Below are 14539 nucleotides of genomic sequence, written 5' to 3'. Positions count from 1 at the left end.
TTCATGACGAGGCCCTGCGGCGGGTGGAGAAGAACCTGCGCAGCGCACCGCTCGCGTAGAGCCGGGCCAGCAGGATGACAAGAAAGGTGGCGTGCCCTGCGATCAGAAAACCCTGGGGATGCACCTGCGCCCCCAGGTTCTGCGCCACGCCCAGCACCACGCCGCCCAGCAAGGTGCCCCACAGCGATCCCGCGCCGCCGATGATCACGGCCTCAAACGCAAAGATCAGCTGCTGCGGGCCCGAGAACGGATCGAACGTGGCCCGCAGGGCCAGCGATGCCCCGGCCAGCGTGACGGTGACCATGGTGATGGCCGAAGCCGCCGCGAACACCGTGCCGGTGCGCACGCCCACCAGGCGCGCGGTGTCGGCGTCTTCCGACGCTGCGCGGATCTGCCGCCCCAGCGCCGTGTGCGCCAGCATGGCATGCAGACCGCCCAGCAACAGCACGGCCAGCACCAGCACCAGGGTGGGCAGCTGCCCCACATACAGGCCGCCAGGCAGCTCCCAGCTGTCGTACGCCAGCGTGCCGATGGAGGTGGCCAGCGAACGCGTGTCGGCACCGAAGTGCTGGAACAACACGTTGTCGATCACGCTGGCCAGGCCAAACGTGGCCAGCAGCGGCACCAGCGCGCCCAGGCGCGCACTGCGCTCCAGCACCAGCTTGTGCAGCAGCCAGCCCAGCAGCGCCATGGCAGGCACCACCGCCAGCAGGGCCAGCAGCGGGTGCCAGCCCATCGGTTCGGCCAGCACCCACAGCAGGTAGGCCGCCACCACGGTCAGGCTGCCGTGGGCCAGGTTGATGATGCGCATCACCCCGAACATGAACGACAGCCCACAGGCCAGCAACGCGTAGTAGCCGCCGAGCAATAGGCCCTGGACGATCTGATTGAGAAGGTTCATGCGGCCTCCTTGTGGGCGGGGTGGACGTGGCTCGCGTGGTTGGCAGCTTCGCCGTCGACACTGTCCGTGGTGTGACTGATGGGCGCAGCTTCGGGCCGCTGCGCGCCAAAGTAAAACGCTGTGATCTGCGCACGGGTGAGCTGGTCGGCAGGCGCGTCGGCCACCACGCTGCCTTCGAGCATGCAGACAATGCGGCTGGCCACGGCTTGCACGCGCTGCAGGTCCTGCTCTACCAATACCAGCGTGGTGCCCTGCCCCATCACGCCGCGCAGCGCTTCGTACACGCCCTGCACAGCCACGGGCGACAAGCCCAGCGAGACCTCGTCGAGCAGCAGCACGCGCGGGTTGGTCATGAGCGCGCGGCCAATGGCCACGGCCTGCTGCTGCCCGCCCGAGAGCTCGCCGGCGCGGGCGTTCAGCTTGGGCGCAAGCTGCGGGAAAGCGTCCAGCACGGTGTCAAAACTCCACTGCCCCCGTCTGCCCGCTGCACGCGACACCAGCAGGTTCTCGCGCACCGTCATGCCTGCAAACAGGCGTCGCCCCTCGGGCACCAGGGCCAGGCCTTCGGCCACACGCTCCTGGGCAGGCATACGGGTGATGTCCACCCCGTCCCACCGCACGGTGCCGCTGCTGGCGCGGTGTGCACCGGCCAGCGTGCGCAGCAACGTGGTCTTTCCCGCACCATTGGCCCCCACCAGGGCCAGGATGTCGCCATGGCGCACCTGCAGCGACACATTGCGCACGGCAGGCAGCTGCCCGTGGTGGGCGTTCAGGTTGTCAATACTCAACAACACGCTCATGCCGCCACCCCGCCCAGATAGGCCTCGACCACGGTGGCATCGTTCAGCACGGTTTGCGGATCACCGTTGGCAATGATCCGCCCGCCGTCCATGCACACCAGGCGCGTGGCGACCTGCAGCAGCACGTGCACCAGGTGCTCGATCCAGACGATGGCGATGCGCTCGCTGCGAAGGGTGCGCACCAGGTCCACCAGCTCGCTGGCCTCGGCATCGGTCAGGCCCCCGCCGATCTCGTCGAGCAGCAGCACCTTGGGGCCGGTGGCCAGCGCGCGCACCAGCTCCAGCCGCTTGCGGCCGAGCAGGCCCAGCGTCTCTGCACGGCGATTGGCCAGCGCCTCCATGCCACACAGGCGCAGACACTCCATGGCCCGGTCACCCGCGTCGCGGGCATGCAGGCCCGCGCCATGCGTGGCGCCGGTGAGCACGTTTTCAAACACCGTCATGCCCAGAAACGGGCGAGGCACCTGATGGGTGCGCGCAATGCCCGCGCGGCAGCGGTCTGCCGCACTGCGGGCGCTCACATCCACCCCCTGGAACCAGACGGTGCCCTGGCTCGGCGCAAACGCTCCGGCCAACACGTTCAGCAGCGTGGTCTTGCCCGCACCGTTGGGCCCGACGATGCCCACGGCCTCGTCGGTGCCTACCAAAAAATCGAGCTGGTCCAGCACCTTCAAGGCACCAAAGCGCATGTCGATGCCCTGGGCCTGCAGCAGATGCTGCGGCCCGCCCGCTCGCGGGGATTGCGGATATGGAGGTGAATGTGGCATGGACAATCAGCTGTAGGACTTGAGCGCCGCCGCCACGGGGATGTTGCGATCCGTGGCGTTCTCGGTGACCACGATGTCGAGCTTGAACTTGCTGCCCGCCGCAGGCTTGACCCACTGGGCCCCCACCACGGGCGTCACCGACACGTTGGGCACGGGCCCCTTGGCAAAGTCCACCGGGCCTTGCATGGTGGTGGCCTTGAGGGTGCTGATGGCCTTGGCCAGCGCTGCCTTATCGCGCGGGTTGGTGCTGGCTTTCAGCGCCTCGGTGCCTGCATCAAACAGCGACATGGTGGAGCCCAGCATCTGTGTCCATTGCTTGCCGGTGCTGGCCTCGTAGGCATCGGCCAGCTGCACGCCCGTCAGGCCGGTCAGCGCCGACGCATACGGAAAGGTCTTGTGCCAGAAGCACCCGGCGCCCAGGTTCAGCGCCAGCGGGCCCAAGGCCTCCACCTGTGACGGCACCAAGCCCGTCTTGGCGATCTGCGCAATCTTCACCATGCGCGTGTAGCCCTGCTGGGCCGCCTGCCGCCAGAAGGTGGCGAAGTCTGGCGGAATGGGGAAGGTGTTGAAGATCTCGCAGCGCTCGGCCTTGAACTTGGCGATCTGTGCAGAGTAGTCGGTGGTGCCGTTCTCATACGGCCCGGCGTCCACCACGGTGAAGCCCGCCTTGGCCAGCTCGGGCGCCAGTGTGGCGCGAATCGCGTTGCCGTCGGCATCGTTGGGGTACAGCACGCCAATCTTCTTGTTGGTGGGCAGCGCAGAAAACTGCGAGGTGTACGACGTGGTGAAGCTGCCACCGCCAAACGAAAAGTGGTACGTCCACTTGAAGGGCGATGGCGCACCGGGCTTGGCGCCCCGGCCAAAGTACCAGGCCTCCCACGGCATCACGGTGGACAGGCAGGGTACGCCTGCGGCCTCGCACGCATCCGACACCGGGTTCACCGTTTCGGGCGTGGTGGTGGTGAGCATGAGGTCGATCTTGTCGTTGTTGATCAAGGCCTTGGCCAGCTGGCTGGCGCGGGCCGGGTCGGACTGCGTGTCGCGATCCAGGATTTCCACCGCGTACTTCACGCCGCCAATGGTCAGGCCCGCCGCCAGCGTTTTGCGCACCTGGGCCAGGATGAAGGTGTCGGTCTCGCCCAGCGCGCCCAGCGGGCCGGTGCGCGGGCTGATGAAGCCCACCTTGAGCACGGGCGCGGCGCCTGCAGCCTGGGCCCACAGCGGGCTTGCACCCAGCGCGAGGCCACCAGCGCCTGCAGCAGCGATCAGCCCACGGCGCGAGATGGTGCGGGATGCGGCCTGCGCAATGTCTGCGGCGGCCTCAGTGGATTCAGGGGTGTTGGTTGTCATGGAATATTTCTCCAGCGATTCGTTGAAGTTTCAGAAAGGGATGGTGGTCTTGAGCCAGAACTGCGAGCCCTGCGCACGGTTGCGCACGCCGAACTCCTTCTCGACCTTGGCGGTGATGAGCCAGCCCTTGCCGTTGGCGTAGCGCACCGACGGGCCAATGGACTGGCTGCGGCCACGCGAGCCCGCCAGCGACACACCGCCCACCTTGTCGTCGCTCCACTGCCGGTACACATAGCCGCCCACACCCACCACCCAGCCATTGCCCAGGCCCCAGCCTGCGGCGTAGTCCACGATGAATTCGCGGCCAGAGCGGTAGTTGGTGTCGCTGTTGGTGCGGTTGAAATTCAGCGTGGCCTTCACGTCGCCGTTGAAGCCGCTCGGGTCCATCCAGGTCAACACCCCCAGGGGCTGCAGCGACAGATAGTTGCGGCCAATATTGGCCTGGCGCGTGCGGTCATACCCGCCCGTGGGCAGCACGGCATCGAGCCCGACCACGCTGTGCAGCTGCGGCGAGTGGTGCCATGCCACCGAGCCCCCAACCGTCACATCGCCCAGTCCGGTGCGCGAATCGTTTGCACCGCCGGCACGCACCGACAGGTCCACCACAGGCAGGATGGCGTGCGCGGCTACCAGGCCGCCCAGCGCCTCCTGGGGGGTGATCCAGATCAGGCGCGTGGCAGCGGCGGCGGCGCGCACCTTGAAGCCGGGGATGGGCACGGCGTTGCCCTGGCCGTCGTTCACGCGGCTGGTGGTGTAGTAGTTGAGGTACTCCAGCACATACAGGCCGGGCGGCGGCGCGGCGCCCGCCATGAAGTTCTCGGTGCCCAGCGGATAGGTGGAGCCTCCGCCCTCGGTAGCGAAGGCCGCTGCGCACAGCGTGCCGGCCAGGGCCAGCACGGCCAGGCGGAAAGGTTTTTTGTAGTGCGTTGTCATGTTGTCTCCTCATTCAGGTTGGTTTTTTGAAATGCACGCTTCGGGTCTCACGGGAAATCGGTCTGTTCACAAATCGCTGCGGCACGGCCTCAGGGCGCCAGCAACTCGGGCACCTCGATCCAGGCGGGGGTGGCGATGTACCAATTGCCTTGCTGCAGCTTGAGCGGCAGGGCCGCACGGTTGGGGTTATGGGCGCGGCGGTGGCCGATCTCGAATGGCATCCCCAGCAAGGGATGGCTGGTGGGCGGCATCTGCTGCAGGGCGCGGGTCACGGTCTCGCGGGTGATGGGGCCCTCGACCTGGCGCAGGGCGCGCACCAGCATTTGGGCCGCCACGTAGCCGCCTTGCGACAGCGAACTCAGGGGCAGGCGAGCGTCCTGCATCAGGCGGCGCCAGTCCTGCGCGGGCAAGGACCGGCTCTTCCAGGGCTCGAACTCGGCCATCACATACACGGCCCCGTCTCTGGAGGCGAGCGCGCGGGCCACGCGGTCGGTGTAGGCCGGGGTGAGGTAGATCCAGGTCACGCTGCCAACCCCCAGCGCGTGGGCGGCCTCGCTCCAGCGGAGCACCGCGGCCTCATGCCCCGTGAAGATCACGGTGTCGCAGCCCTGCCCCTTCACATCCCGAAGCAGCGGCGCAGGGTCCTGCTCTGGCCCCGCCAGCTGCAGCTGCGGCACCTCCATGGCTTTCGCTGTGCCCAGGCGCTCCAGCGCCTGCTGGTAGCCCTCGGCCATGCCTGGCAGATCGAGCGCCAGGGCACACAGTTTTCGGCTGCGCAGCGTGCGATGGGCAAACAGCACGGCGCTGGCCAGCCCCACGTAGGGGCCGTTGTTGAGCGGCACCACATGCGACGACCGGAAGCATGCGGGCGATACCGAGGCCCCCTGGAGCGACATCAACCGCGCCGCTTCGTAGCGAGGCGCATTGACCGCGCAGTCCAGCAGGCCGGAACTGCCCGCCAGCGCCACCACCTCCGCGTCGTTGATGAGCCTCGTGGCCGCTGCCATGGCAGTGGTGGGCGAGCCCCCTTCGTCGAGCGAGATGTATTCGATGCGGCGGCCCCCAATGCCGCCGGCGGCATTCACGGCGTCGATGTAGGCCTTGGCAGCCTGCGAGGACTCCGGGAATGCATGGGGGCCGCTCAGGGCACTGACCGCACCCACCTTGATGGGCCGCTGTGCGCCTTGCTGCGCGTGGGCGGCGGGCCAAAGCAGCAGCCACAGACACAGGCACAGCGGCAACAGCAGGGCACTGGGGCGCCACCACAGCAGCGCGCTCCTTGCGCCGCGCAGGCTCGCGCCCCGGCCTGCGCCGGTGGGTCGTTTCATCATGGGTTCGTCCTTCGCTACCGTGAGGGCGCTGCGGCAATGCGCTGGCGCGCGGCGATGAACTGCCCCGCCTGCTCCAGCGAAGCCAGCGCCTCATCGAGCACGGGCGCAAACAGCTGCCAGCAATGCACCATGCCCTCCCACACGGTGCATTCCGCCTCCACACCCGCCGCCTTCAGGCGTGCGGCCATGGTCACGGCGTCGTCGCGCAGGCGCTCCCAGCCGCCCACCTGCAATTGCACGGGCGGCAGCCCCTGCAGGTCAGCGCTGTAGAACGGCGTGACCGTGGGCGAACGCACATCGCCACCCGGCACATACATGGCGTTGAAAAAGCCCATCAGCTCGCGCGTGATGAACGGGTCATCCACCGTGTGGTGGGACTCGCCTTCGGACGCCAGGTCCAGCGCGGGCGACAAGGCCACGATGGCCGCAGGCAGGGGCAGCCCCTGGTTGCGGGCACGCACGGCGGTGGACAAGGCCAGGTTGCCGCCCGCCGAGTCGCCCATCAGCGCAATGGCCGACGCAGCGTAGCCGTTGGCCAGCGCCCACTGGTAGGCGGCCAGCGCATCGTCGTGTGCTGCGGGCGCGGGGTGTTCCGGCGCCAGGCGGTAGTCCACGTTGAGCACCTGCGCGCCACTGAACTGCGCCAGGTACGAGCACAGCGCCCGGTGCGAGGCCAGCGAGCCAAACACAAATCCGCCAGCGTGGTAGTAAATGATGAGCCTGCGCGGGTCAGCCTGCGGCGTGCTCAGCAACTCCGCAGCCATGGTGCCGCCCGCCCCGTTGGGGATGCGCAGCGTCTGGATGGGAAGCCCCTGGGCGAGGGGCATCTGCGAGTTGCCGGCATCAAACCACGCACGCAGCTGCGCGGGGGTGGGCTGGGCTGGCGGTGGGTTTTGCGCGGCCATCTGCAAGATGGCCTGGAGCTGTTGTGCGGACATGTGTGGCCCCTTCGCTCAGATGTAGGTGGAAGCCAGCCCGCCATCCACGGGCAGGTTGATGCCGCTCACCCAGCGTGCCGCGTCGCTGCACAGGAACGCAATCACAGGCGCCACTTCATCGCTGAAGGCCGGGCGCTTCATGCGGTGGGCGTCTTTCTCCACCCGCTCCTGGCCCAGCATCTGCACAAAGTCGCCCAGGATGGGCGTGAACACGGGGCCTGGGGCCACGCAGTTCATGCGCACGCCGCGCTCCATGAAGATTTTTTGCGACTGGGTGTAGGTCCACACGATCAGCGCTTCTTTGAAATACTGGTAGCAGGTGTCTTGCGCCACGGGGTGGGCGGCCAGCCACTTCGCGCCCTCTTCAAAGCTGGTGGTGGCGCCCAGAGCGCGGTGTGGCTCCAGGCGCTGAGGCCACTCGGCCCCCAGGATGGAAGAGATATTGACGATGGAGCCGCCCTCGCCCATACGTTCCAGCACACGGTGTGTGAAGTGCCGCAGGCCCAGGTAGTTGACGCGGCCCACCAGCTCGGCGGGCGATGTGCCCGGCACGCCAGCAATGTTGGCCAGCGCATCAATCTTGGCGGGCAGTTGCGCCACGGCAGCGTCGATGGCGGCCGGGTCGCCCAGGTCCACCTGCACAAAGCCGTCAAGCGTGAGTGTGGGCGCATTGCGGTCCACACCGATCACGCGGGCGCCCTGCTGGCGGGCGAGCTTGGCAAAGTCTGCGCCGATGCCCGAGCAGCAGCCGGTGACGACGATGGTTTTGTTGTGAAGGGTCATGAAATTTGTCTCCTGATTTTTGTGGTGGGGGCACAAGCCCTCGGCGCGGCCAAGCCGCGCCGAGGGCTTGCGACTTCAGAACGGGAATGCGGGCAGCGCGTCTTTGACCGTGATCCACTGCCACTGCGTGTATTCATCAATGTCCGCAGGCCCACCCACGCTGCCCCCGTTGCCACCCACACCGGGGCCGCCAAAGGGGTTGGTGCACTCGTCGTTCACCGTCTGGTCATTGATGTGGACCATGCCTGCGCGCAGCCGCTGGCCGATGGCCATGGCGCGGCCCACGCTGGGGCTGATGACGGCGGCAGCCAGGCCGCCCTGGCTGGTGTTGGCCAGTTGGACGGCCTCGTCGTCGGTGCGGAAGGTGACGAGGTTGGCCACCGGGCCAAAGGGCTCTTCGTCGAACGAACGGACGCCGGGCTTGACACCCGAGAGCACCGTGGGCTTGTAGCAAAGGCCCTCGTAGGTGCCACCCGCTTCGAGCTTGGCGCCCTGGGCCACGCTGTCCTTGATGAGCTTGTCAAAGCGCTGAAGCTGTTTGGCGTCGATCATTGGGCCCAGTGCCACCTGGCCGCTGGCGCCGTCGCCCACGGGCAGGTGCGTGGCCTTGCCCACCATGCGCTGCAAGATGGCGTCTGCGATCGACTCGTGCACCAGGATGCGGTTCGATGCCATGCAGATCTGCCCCTGGTGAAACCACGCGCCAAAGGCCGCGGCACTGGCTGCGGCATCGGGGTCGGCGTCTTCCAGAATGATGAGATTGTTGGCTCCGCCCAGCTCCAGCGACACCTTTTTGAGGTGCTGCCCCGCCAGCGCCCCGATGCGGCGGCCCACGGCGGGCGAGCCTGTGAAGGCGATCATGGGCACGCGCTCGTCCACCACCAGCGCCTCGCCCGCCTCGGCGTCGCCGGGCACCACCTGCAGCAGGCCTTTGGGCAGGCCGGCCTCTTCAAACACGCGGGCCATGATGAAGCCGCCGCTGACTGGCGTGCGCGTGTCGGGCTTGAGCACCACCGCGTTGCCCAGCGCCAGCGCCGGGGCCACCGAGCGCAAGCCCAGGATGAGCGGGAAGTTGAACGGCGAGATCACGCCCACCACGCCATGCGGCACGCGCCGGGCGATGGACAGGCGGCCGGGCGTACTGGGCAGCACCTGGCCTTGGGCCTGCATGGGCAGGGCTGCGGCCAAGTGGCACAGCGTGATGGACTCGCGCACCTCGTGCTGGCCCTTGGGCACGATGCCGCCGGTTTCACGGGCCACCGCCATGGCCAGTTCGTCAAAGTGCTGCTCAAAAATACTGGCCGCACGGTGGAACACGGCGGCGCGCTCTCGCGGCGCCGTCGCTGCCCACGCGGCCTGTGCTTGCTGTGCCCGGCCAATGGCGGCCTGCATGTCGGATGCACTGGCAATGCCCACGCGGCTGAGCACCTGGCCCGTAGCCGGCTCGACCGCGTCACGCGCTGTGCTCAGCGAAGTTTCCCACGCACCGTCAAAGGCCTTGCCCGCCCACAGGCGGTTGTCCAGCAGGCCTGGTTTTTCTGAAACACCCATTGCATTGCTCCTTGGTTGAAATCAAAACCCACCGCATTGCCGCGGCGGTGTGACCTCAAATTGCAACGGGCGTACCAGCTCCACGCGCCCCAACGCCGTTGAACACGCTCAACGGGGCTTTTTTGAGAGGGGACGCTACGGACTTTCCCTAGGCTGAAAGACGGCTGGCATGGGCGACTTTTTGCCGACAAATAGTTACCATTCATAAACAAATGGCAGCTTGCCAATTGCTCAAATGATCACTTTCTGATCAATTCTTGATGACTGCCGGAGAAGCCCATGTCCCGACGCCGTGTCTCCCTGGCCGATCTGAACCGCCGCACCGCCACCGGTCAGGCCGGGGGGTTGCTTGCCCCGACCGAGCCCTCTGCCCTGGGCGGGTTCGACACCGTCGGCGTGAGCCAGCAGACCCACCCCACGGTGGCCGACATCAGCGAGTGCCTGTTCTTCTCGCCCGGCGATGGGCGCATCTGGCTGCAGGACCAGCGCATGATCCTGCTGCACTCCGAGGCCCTGGGCTCGCTGCGGCGCGAGTTGATCGACAGCATCGGCCTGGACAAGGCTCGCGGCCTGCTCACCCGCGCGGGCTACGTGAGCGGCGCGCGCGACGCCCGCCTGGTGCGCCAGCAGTGGCCGAACGCCGAGCCCACGGCCGCGGCCATTGCGGGCACCCGCCTGCATGCGCTGGAGGGCGTGGTGCAGGTGGAAGTGGTGCACGCGCGCTACGACGCGGACAGGGGCGCGTACGAAGGCGAGTTCCTGTGGCACAACTCCAGCGAGGACGACGAGCACATTGCCGCCTATGGCGTGGGCGGATCGCCCGCGTGCTGGATGCAGGTGGGATACGCCACAGGGTATGTGAGCACCTTGTTCGGCCACATGATCGTCTTCCGCGAGGTGGACTGCCGCTCGTCCGGCGCGGCCCACTGCCGCGTGATCGGCAAGTCGGCCCACCTGTGGGAAGACCCCGAGCAGGACCTCTTTTATCTGAACGCGCAGGACTTTGTAGGCACCCCGCCTGCGTCGCTGCCCCCCTCGATGCCAGAAGGGGCGCAGGCCAAGGCGCGCACCACCTACCTGGGCGTGCCACCGGGCAAAACCTCAGCGGCCCTCGCAGGCACCGCCGCCGAGCCCACGGCACAGGCCACCATGGTTGGTGCGTCATCGGCCTTCAACGCCGCCTGCCACATGCTGCAGCGCGTGGCGCCCACCGCCGCCACGGTGCTGTTCACCGGCGAATCGGGCGTGGGCAAAGAGATGTTTGCCAGCATGCTGCACCGCATCAGCCCGCGCAAAGACCAGCCCTTTGTGGCCATCAACTGCGCGGCCATCCCCGACACGCTGGTGGAAAGCGAACTGTTTGGCGTGGAGCGCGGCGCCTACACCGGAGCGGGCACATCTCGCCCCGGGCGCTTTGAGCGCGCGCACGGCGGCACCCTCTTCCTCGACGAAATCGGCACCCTCAGCCTGGTGGCCCAGGGCAAACTGCTGCGCGCCCTGCAAGAGGGCGAAGTGGAGCGCGTGGGCGGCACCCGCACCGTGCGCGTGGACGTGCGCCTGGTCGCTGCCACCAACGTCGACCTGCGCCAGGCCGTGCGCGAAGGCACGTTCCGCGAAGACTTGTTCTACCGCCTGAACGTCTTCCCCATCCACCTGCCCCCGCTGCGCGACCGGCGCGACGACATCCCGTTGCTGATGAGCCACTTTCTGGCGCACTACCAGCGCAAGCACCAGCGCCAGGTGCCGGGCTTCAGCCAGGCGGCGGTGAAGGCGATGTTTCACTACCCGTTTCCCGGCAACATCCGCGAACTGCAGAACCTGATCGAGCGCAGCGTGATTTTGGCCACCGATGGCGAGCCGATCGAGCCGCACCATTTGTTTGCCGGGGGCGAACAGCCCAGTTCGGACGTGATGTCGCTGCACCTGAATCCGAACAGCACGGGCACGCTGCATGCGGCGGGGCAGCCGCAACGCGGAGTTGCCGCGGGGGCCGTTGCCCCGCAGAACCCAGCACCCCCACAGCCAACATCCAGCTGGAACCCGCCCCCCACCGCCACGCCAACAGTCGCGCCACTGCATCAGGCCGAAGAACAATTGCTGCGGCAGGCGCTGCACAGCGCGGGAGGCAATGTGGCGTCGGCGGCAAGGCTGCTGGGGATCAGCCGGGCGACGATGGCTTATCGGGTGAAGAAGTTTGGGATTTGAGAAGGGAACAATGCGAGCGGCTTGCAACAGTTGCGGTCACCCAAGCAGGTCACTTGGAAGACTGGTTCGGGCCCATGCCCAGCACTCGAAAACCTTCATGTGAACCAGTCATAAAACACCTCGATCTGGCTTGTAGCGACCAAAGCTTGGAGCGGAAAGACCCGCCAAGGAGTTGTGACCTCCATTTCATGGATGCGAACTAACAATTGATCTCGTACAGTTGGTTTCACCTCCTGCCGCCAGTTCAGTACCTGGCCCCAGGTTGAACTCCCGTTCAAGTGCAAAGGAAATCGTGCGGACTGAACTGAAGCGCTATAGGCCGTTGGAAAGAGTCGCCTGTATGCCTGCAGGTTGTAGAGCCAGGAAACGCCGCGCACGGTTGTAACGCTGGGCTCAGTGCGCTGAACATGCGAAATCAGATCTTGCAGGTCGGCCCTCCTCGCACTGGAATTCTCAATAGCCAGCGGACTGGAATTGATTCCATCCGGCGCAACAAAGTGGATGCGCAAGATACCGTATGCATCGGGCGGATCGTAAGAGAAACAGCCGAACGACCGTTTGACTTCGACGTAGGAAAGAGATCGTTGGAACTCGGCACATAAAGCGACTTGCTCGGCATGGTCATCGACCGCGCTTTTTACCCTGTCCAGAAAGAGATCCCACCTACTCGCGCCAGTGTCCCCCCACAGATTCAGCCTGCGTCGCAAGTTGGTACAACGGTCAATGGCGACGTCGAACGGCACTGCTGCTTTCACCGCGTAGCACTTGGCAAATTTCAATTGAAGGGAGAAATAGTCCTCAAGCATGGATATGACGTTAGCACCCTCTTGCCAACCTCCGTTCCTGGCCGACACCAGCTATGGATCTTTACGGCCAACAGTTCAACCACACACTATGCAGAAATTGGTGGAATTGGCTGCTAGCGCTTGTTGAGAGCCGACCACTCGTCCAAAAAACCATAGCACTGTGCATTCCGACTGCATTGGAGGCCTTGGCGGTGGAGATGCCACCAACTACATTCCCCACCCCAACGCCGACTATACAAAACATATACAATACGCATACGTTTCATATAGAGATAGCCCATGGGAATTGTCAAAATTTCAGACCAGATGCACGAAAACCTGCGCGTGGCCAGCGGCGCACTCAGCCGGTCCATCAACTCCCAGGCAGAGCACTGGATGCGGGTGGGCATGCTGACCGAGATGTATCCCGACCTGGACCACCGCGAAATCTGCCAACTTCTCGTGCGGGCAGAGCTGGCAGGCGGGCTGGATGTGGCGCTGGCCGCAACGGCGCAGCTGGACAAAGCGGGCGCACGCCCGGCAGGGAAGCACTGATGGCGCGCAGTGGTGGAGTCCCCATCCGGTCGACCGAAGAACTGGTCATGGCGCGGCGGGCGGCGCAGTTGGCAGCAGAGGTGCTGGACATGATCGAGCCCCATGTGGTGCCGGGCGTGAGCACCGAAACGCTGGACAGCATCTGCCACGATTTCATCGTAAATGTGCAAGGCGCCACGCCTGCCAACGTGGGGTATCTGGGCTACCCCAAGACGGTGCTGACCTCGGTGAACCATGTGGTGTGCCACGGCATCCCCTCACCCCACCAGGTTCTGAAAAAGGGCGACATCGTCAACATCGACGTGGCCGTGAACAAGGATGGCTGGTTTGGCGACACCAGCCGCATGTTCTGCGTGGGCGCGCCCAGCGTGCTGGCGCGGCGCCTGGTGGAGACGACGTATGAAGCGCTGCGCGCGGGCATTCAGCAAGTGAAACCCGGGGCAAAGCTGGGTGATGTGGGGCACGCCATTGCAGCGGTGGCGCAGCGCGAGCATTTCACCGTGGTGCGTGAATACTGCGGACACGGCATTGGGCAGGTCTATCACGATGAACCGCAGGTGCTGCACTACGGGCGGCGCGGCGAAGGGTTGACGCTGGAGGCGGGGATGATTTTCACCATCGAGCCCATGCTGAACGCTGGTAAGCGCGAGACCAAAGAGCTGGCCGACGGGTGGACGGTGGTGACCAAGGACCGGTCGCTGTCTGCCCAGTGGGAGCACATGGTAGCGGTGACGCCCGATGGCTATGAGGTGCTGACAGCCTGGCCGGGCGGCACAGGGGCCTACCCGCCGATCTGAGATGCGGCCAATGGCACCGTTTTATGCCCAATGGGCCGCTAGCGCTTTTCCTATAAAGATGAGCGGTATCAAAACAATAGCAAAAGCCCTGCAATCACCAGGGCAGTTGCTCGCCGCTGTAGGCATAAAACCCACCGGTGGCCTCGGCGCTGAGGCCATCGAGCACGCGCAGCAAATCCGCTGCGGCCTCTTCGGCAGGCCGCCCAATCTCTGCACCATGGAACGGCGCCGATAGCGCTGAATTGACCGTGCCGGGGTGCAGCGCTGCCAGCACGGCCAGTGGGTGGGTGCGGGCCACTTCAATCGACGCCGTTTTGAGCAGCATGTTGAGGGCGGCCTTCGATGCGCGGTAGCTGTACCAGCCACCCAGGCGGTTGTCGCCAATGCTGCCCACCTTGGCCGAGAGCACGGCGAGCAGGCCGCGGCCCTGTTTGGGCAGCAGCGGCGCAAAGTGGGCCAGCACCAGCGCAGGGCCAAAGGTGTTGGTGCGGAAGGTAGCCTCCATCTGCGCGTAGTTCATCTGGCCGAGGCGCTTTTCAGGCTGGCCGTGGGGGCCGTGCAGCACACCCGCAGCGTGGATGATGCAGTGCCACGGCCCCTGGGCCTTGAGCTGCCGGGCGGCTGCGGCGATGGTGGATTCGTCGTCCAAATCGACCGCCGGGTGGGTGTGGCGGCCCAGGCCCACGGCCAGGGCGCAGCGTGGGTCTGACTGCAGGTGGGCGAGAAAGGCGCTGCCAATGGCGCCGGTGGAGCCAATAACGAGGGCGCGGTAGCCGTGTGGCAGGGACTGCAGGGAGGTGAACGGCATTGCGGATGGCTGTGCGTGAGACATGGCGCGGTCCT

At 66.1% G+C, this 14539-nt stretch carries 14 protein-coding genes; 3 read left to right on the top strand and 11 right to left on the bottom strand.

Features of this window, described 5'->3' with window-relative positions:
• Position 1 precedes the first annotated feature (1 nt).
• The 9 genes from ASE39_RS21190 to ASE39_RS21150 all read right to left on the bottom strand — a co-directional run bounded on the left by ASE39_RS21190 (position 2) and on the right by ASE39_RS21150 (position 9354).
• Positions 2–901: a branched-chain amino acid ABC transporter permease gene (locus ASE39_RS21190; protein ID WP_057272433.1), complete on the bottom strand. Its 900-nt coding sequence runs from the start codon at positions 899–901 to the stop codon at positions 2–4.
• A complete protein-coding gene (locus tag ASE39_RS21185) occupies positions 898–1695 on the bottom strand; it encodes an ABC transporter ATP-binding protein (RefSeq protein WP_242421531.1) in 798 nt (265 codons plus the stop codon). The genes ASE39_RS21190 and ASE39_RS21185 overlap by 4 nt, the downstream gene beginning before the upstream one ends.
• A 2-nt stretch (positions 1696–1697) precedes the next feature.
• The gene (locus tag ASE39_RS21180) at positions 1698–2468 is read right to left on the bottom strand and encodes an ABC transporter ATP-binding protein (RefSeq protein ID WP_057272431.1); all 771 of its coding nucleotides are present in this window, start codon (positions 2466–2468) and stop codon (positions 1698–1700) included.
• Between the two features lie 6 nt (positions 2469–2474).
• The gene (locus ASE39_RS21175) at positions 2475–3818 is read right to left on the bottom strand and encodes an ABC transporter substrate-binding protein (protein WP_057272430.1); all 1344 of its coding nucleotides are present in this window, start codon (positions 3816–3818) and stop codon (positions 2475–2477) included.
• A 30-nt stretch (positions 3819–3848) separates the two neighbouring features.
• Entirely contained in the window at positions 3849–4751 is a 903-nt protein-coding gene (locus tag ASE39_RS21170; protein WP_057272429.1) for a transporter, read from the bottom strand.
• 89 nt (positions 4752–4840) lie between these two features.
• On the bottom strand, positions 4841–6082 hold the full coding sequence (locus ASE39_RS21165) for an ABC transporter substrate-binding protein (RefSeq protein ID WP_057272428.1): 1242 nt from the start codon (positions 6080–6082) through the stop codon (positions 4841–4843).
• A 14-nt stretch (positions 6083–6096) separates the two neighbouring features.
• On the bottom strand, positions 6097–7020 hold the full coding sequence (locus ASE39_RS21160) for an alpha/beta hydrolase (RefSeq protein ID WP_057272427.1): 924 nt from the start codon (positions 7018–7020) through the stop codon (positions 6097–6099).
• A gap of 15 nt (positions 7021–7035) precedes the next feature.
• A complete protein-coding gene (locus ASE39_RS21155) occupies positions 7036–7803 on the bottom strand; it encodes a coniferyl-alcohol dehydrogenase (protein ID WP_010460485.1) in 768 nt (255 codons plus the stop codon).
• A 75-nt stretch (positions 7804–7878) separates the two neighbouring features.
• Positions 7879–9354 (bottom strand): benzaldehyde dehydrogenase, encoded by a 1476-nt coding sequence (locus ASE39_RS21150; protein ID WP_057272426.1) that lies wholly within the window; start codon positions 9352–9354, stop codon positions 7879–7881.
• Positions 9355–9633: 279 nt separating this feature from the next.
• Here ASE39_RS21150 and ASE39_RS21145 point away from each other — a divergent pair, with 279 nt between their 5' ends.
• Positions 9634–11559: a sigma-54-dependent Fis family transcriptional regulator gene (locus ASE39_RS21145; RefSeq protein WP_057272425.1), complete on the top strand. Its 1926-nt coding sequence runs from the start codon at positions 9634–9636 to the stop codon at positions 11557–11559.
• A gap of 95 nt (positions 11560–11654) precedes the next feature.
• Here ASE39_RS21145 and ASE39_RS21140 read toward each other — a convergent pair whose 3' ends face one another.
• Positions 11655–12365: a hypothetical protein gene (locus tag ASE39_RS21140; RefSeq protein ID WP_242421521.1), complete on the bottom strand. Its 711-nt coding sequence runs from the start codon at positions 12363–12365 to the stop codon at positions 11655–11657.
• Positions 12366–12644: 279 nt separating this feature from the next.
• Between ASE39_RS21140 and ASE39_RS21135 the strand changes: the two genes are divergently transcribed.
• Both ASE39_RS21135 and map read left to right on the top strand, forming a co-directional pair.
• Positions 12645–12899 (top strand): ParD-like family protein, encoded by a 255-nt coding sequence (locus ASE39_RS21135; RefSeq protein ID WP_010460477.1) that lies wholly within the window; start codon positions 12645–12647, stop codon positions 12897–12899.
• Entirely contained in the window at positions 12899–13696 is a 798-nt protein-coding gene (gene map, locus ASE39_RS21130) for a type I methionyl aminopeptidase (protein ID WP_057272424.1), read from the top strand. Before ASE39_RS21135 ends, map begins: the two co-directional genes overlap by 1 nt.
• Before the next feature lie 94 nt (positions 13697–13790).
• Here map and ASE39_RS21125 read toward each other — a convergent pair whose 3' ends face one another.
• Positions 13791–14528: an SDR family NAD(P)-dependent oxidoreductase gene (locus tag ASE39_RS21125; RefSeq protein ID WP_199864316.1), complete on the bottom strand. Its 738-nt coding sequence runs from the start codon at positions 14526–14528 to the stop codon at positions 13791–13793.
• Positions 14529–14539 lie beyond the last annotated feature (11 nt).

The organism is Acidovorax sp. Root267 (assembly GCF_001429215.1).
GTDB classification, from domain to species: Bacteria; Pseudomonadota; Gammaproteobacteria; order Burkholderiales; family Burkholderiaceae_C; genus Acidovorax; species Acidovorax radicis.
Note: the sequence above shows the minus strand (reverse complement) of the source record. Positions and strands in the feature narration are given on the sequence as shown.

What these genes read in the sequence shown, in the direction of transcription:
- ASE39_RS21145 (WP_057272425.1), top strand. Translation starts at nt 9,634, where the DNA reads ATGTCCCGACGCCGTGTCTCCCTGGCCGATCTGAACCGCCGCACCGCC.
- ASE39_RS21165 (WP_057272428.1), bottom strand. Translation starts at nt 6,082, where the DNA reads ATGATGAAACGACCCACCGGCGCAGGCCGGGGCGCGAGCCTGCGCGGC.
- ASE39_RS21155 (WP_010460485.1), bottom strand. Translation starts at nt 7,803, where the DNA reads ATGACCCTTCACAACAAAACCATCGTCGTCACCGGCTGCTGCTCGGGC.
- ASE39_RS21140 (WP_242421521.1), bottom strand. Translation starts at nt 12,365, where the DNA reads ATGCTTGAGGACTATTTCTCCCTTCAATTGAAATTTGCCAAGTGCTAC.
- ASE39_RS21170 (WP_057272429.1), bottom strand. Translation starts at nt 4,751, where the DNA reads ATGACAACGCACTACAAAAAACCTTTCCGCCTGGCCGTGCTGGCCCTG.
- ASE39_RS21160 (WP_057272427.1), bottom strand. Translation starts at nt 7,020, where the DNA reads ATGTCCGCACAACAGCTCCAGGCCATCTTGCAGATGGCCGCGCAAAAC.
- ASE39_RS21150 (WP_057272426.1), bottom strand. Translation starts at nt 9,354, where the DNA reads ATGGGTGTTTCAGAAAAACCAGGCCTGCTGGACAACCGCCTGTGGGCG.
- ASE39_RS21180 (WP_057272431.1), bottom strand. Translation starts at nt 2,468, where the DNA reads ATGCCACATTCACCTCCATATCCGCAATCCCCGCGAGCGGGCGGGCCG.
- ASE39_RS21190 (WP_057272433.1), bottom strand. Translation starts at nt 901, where the DNA reads ATGAACCTTCTCAATCAGATCGTCCAGGGCCTATTGCTCGGCGGCTAC.
- ASE39_RS21175 (WP_057272430.1), bottom strand. Translation starts at nt 3,818, where the DNA reads ATGACAACCAACACCCCTGAATCCACTGAGGCCGCCGCAGACATTGCG.
- ASE39_RS21135 (WP_010460477.1), top strand. Translation starts at nt 12,645, where the DNA reads ATGGGAATTGTCAAAATTTCAGACCAGATGCACGAAAACCTGCGCGTG.
- ASE39_RS21125 (WP_199864316.1), bottom strand. Translation starts at nt 14,528, where the DNA reads ATGTCTCACGCACAGCCATCCGCAATGCCGTTCACCTCCCTGCAGTCC.
- map (WP_057272424.1), top strand. Translation starts at nt 12,899, where the DNA reads ATGGCGCGCAGTGGTGGAGTCCCCATCCGGTCGACCGAAGAACTGGTC.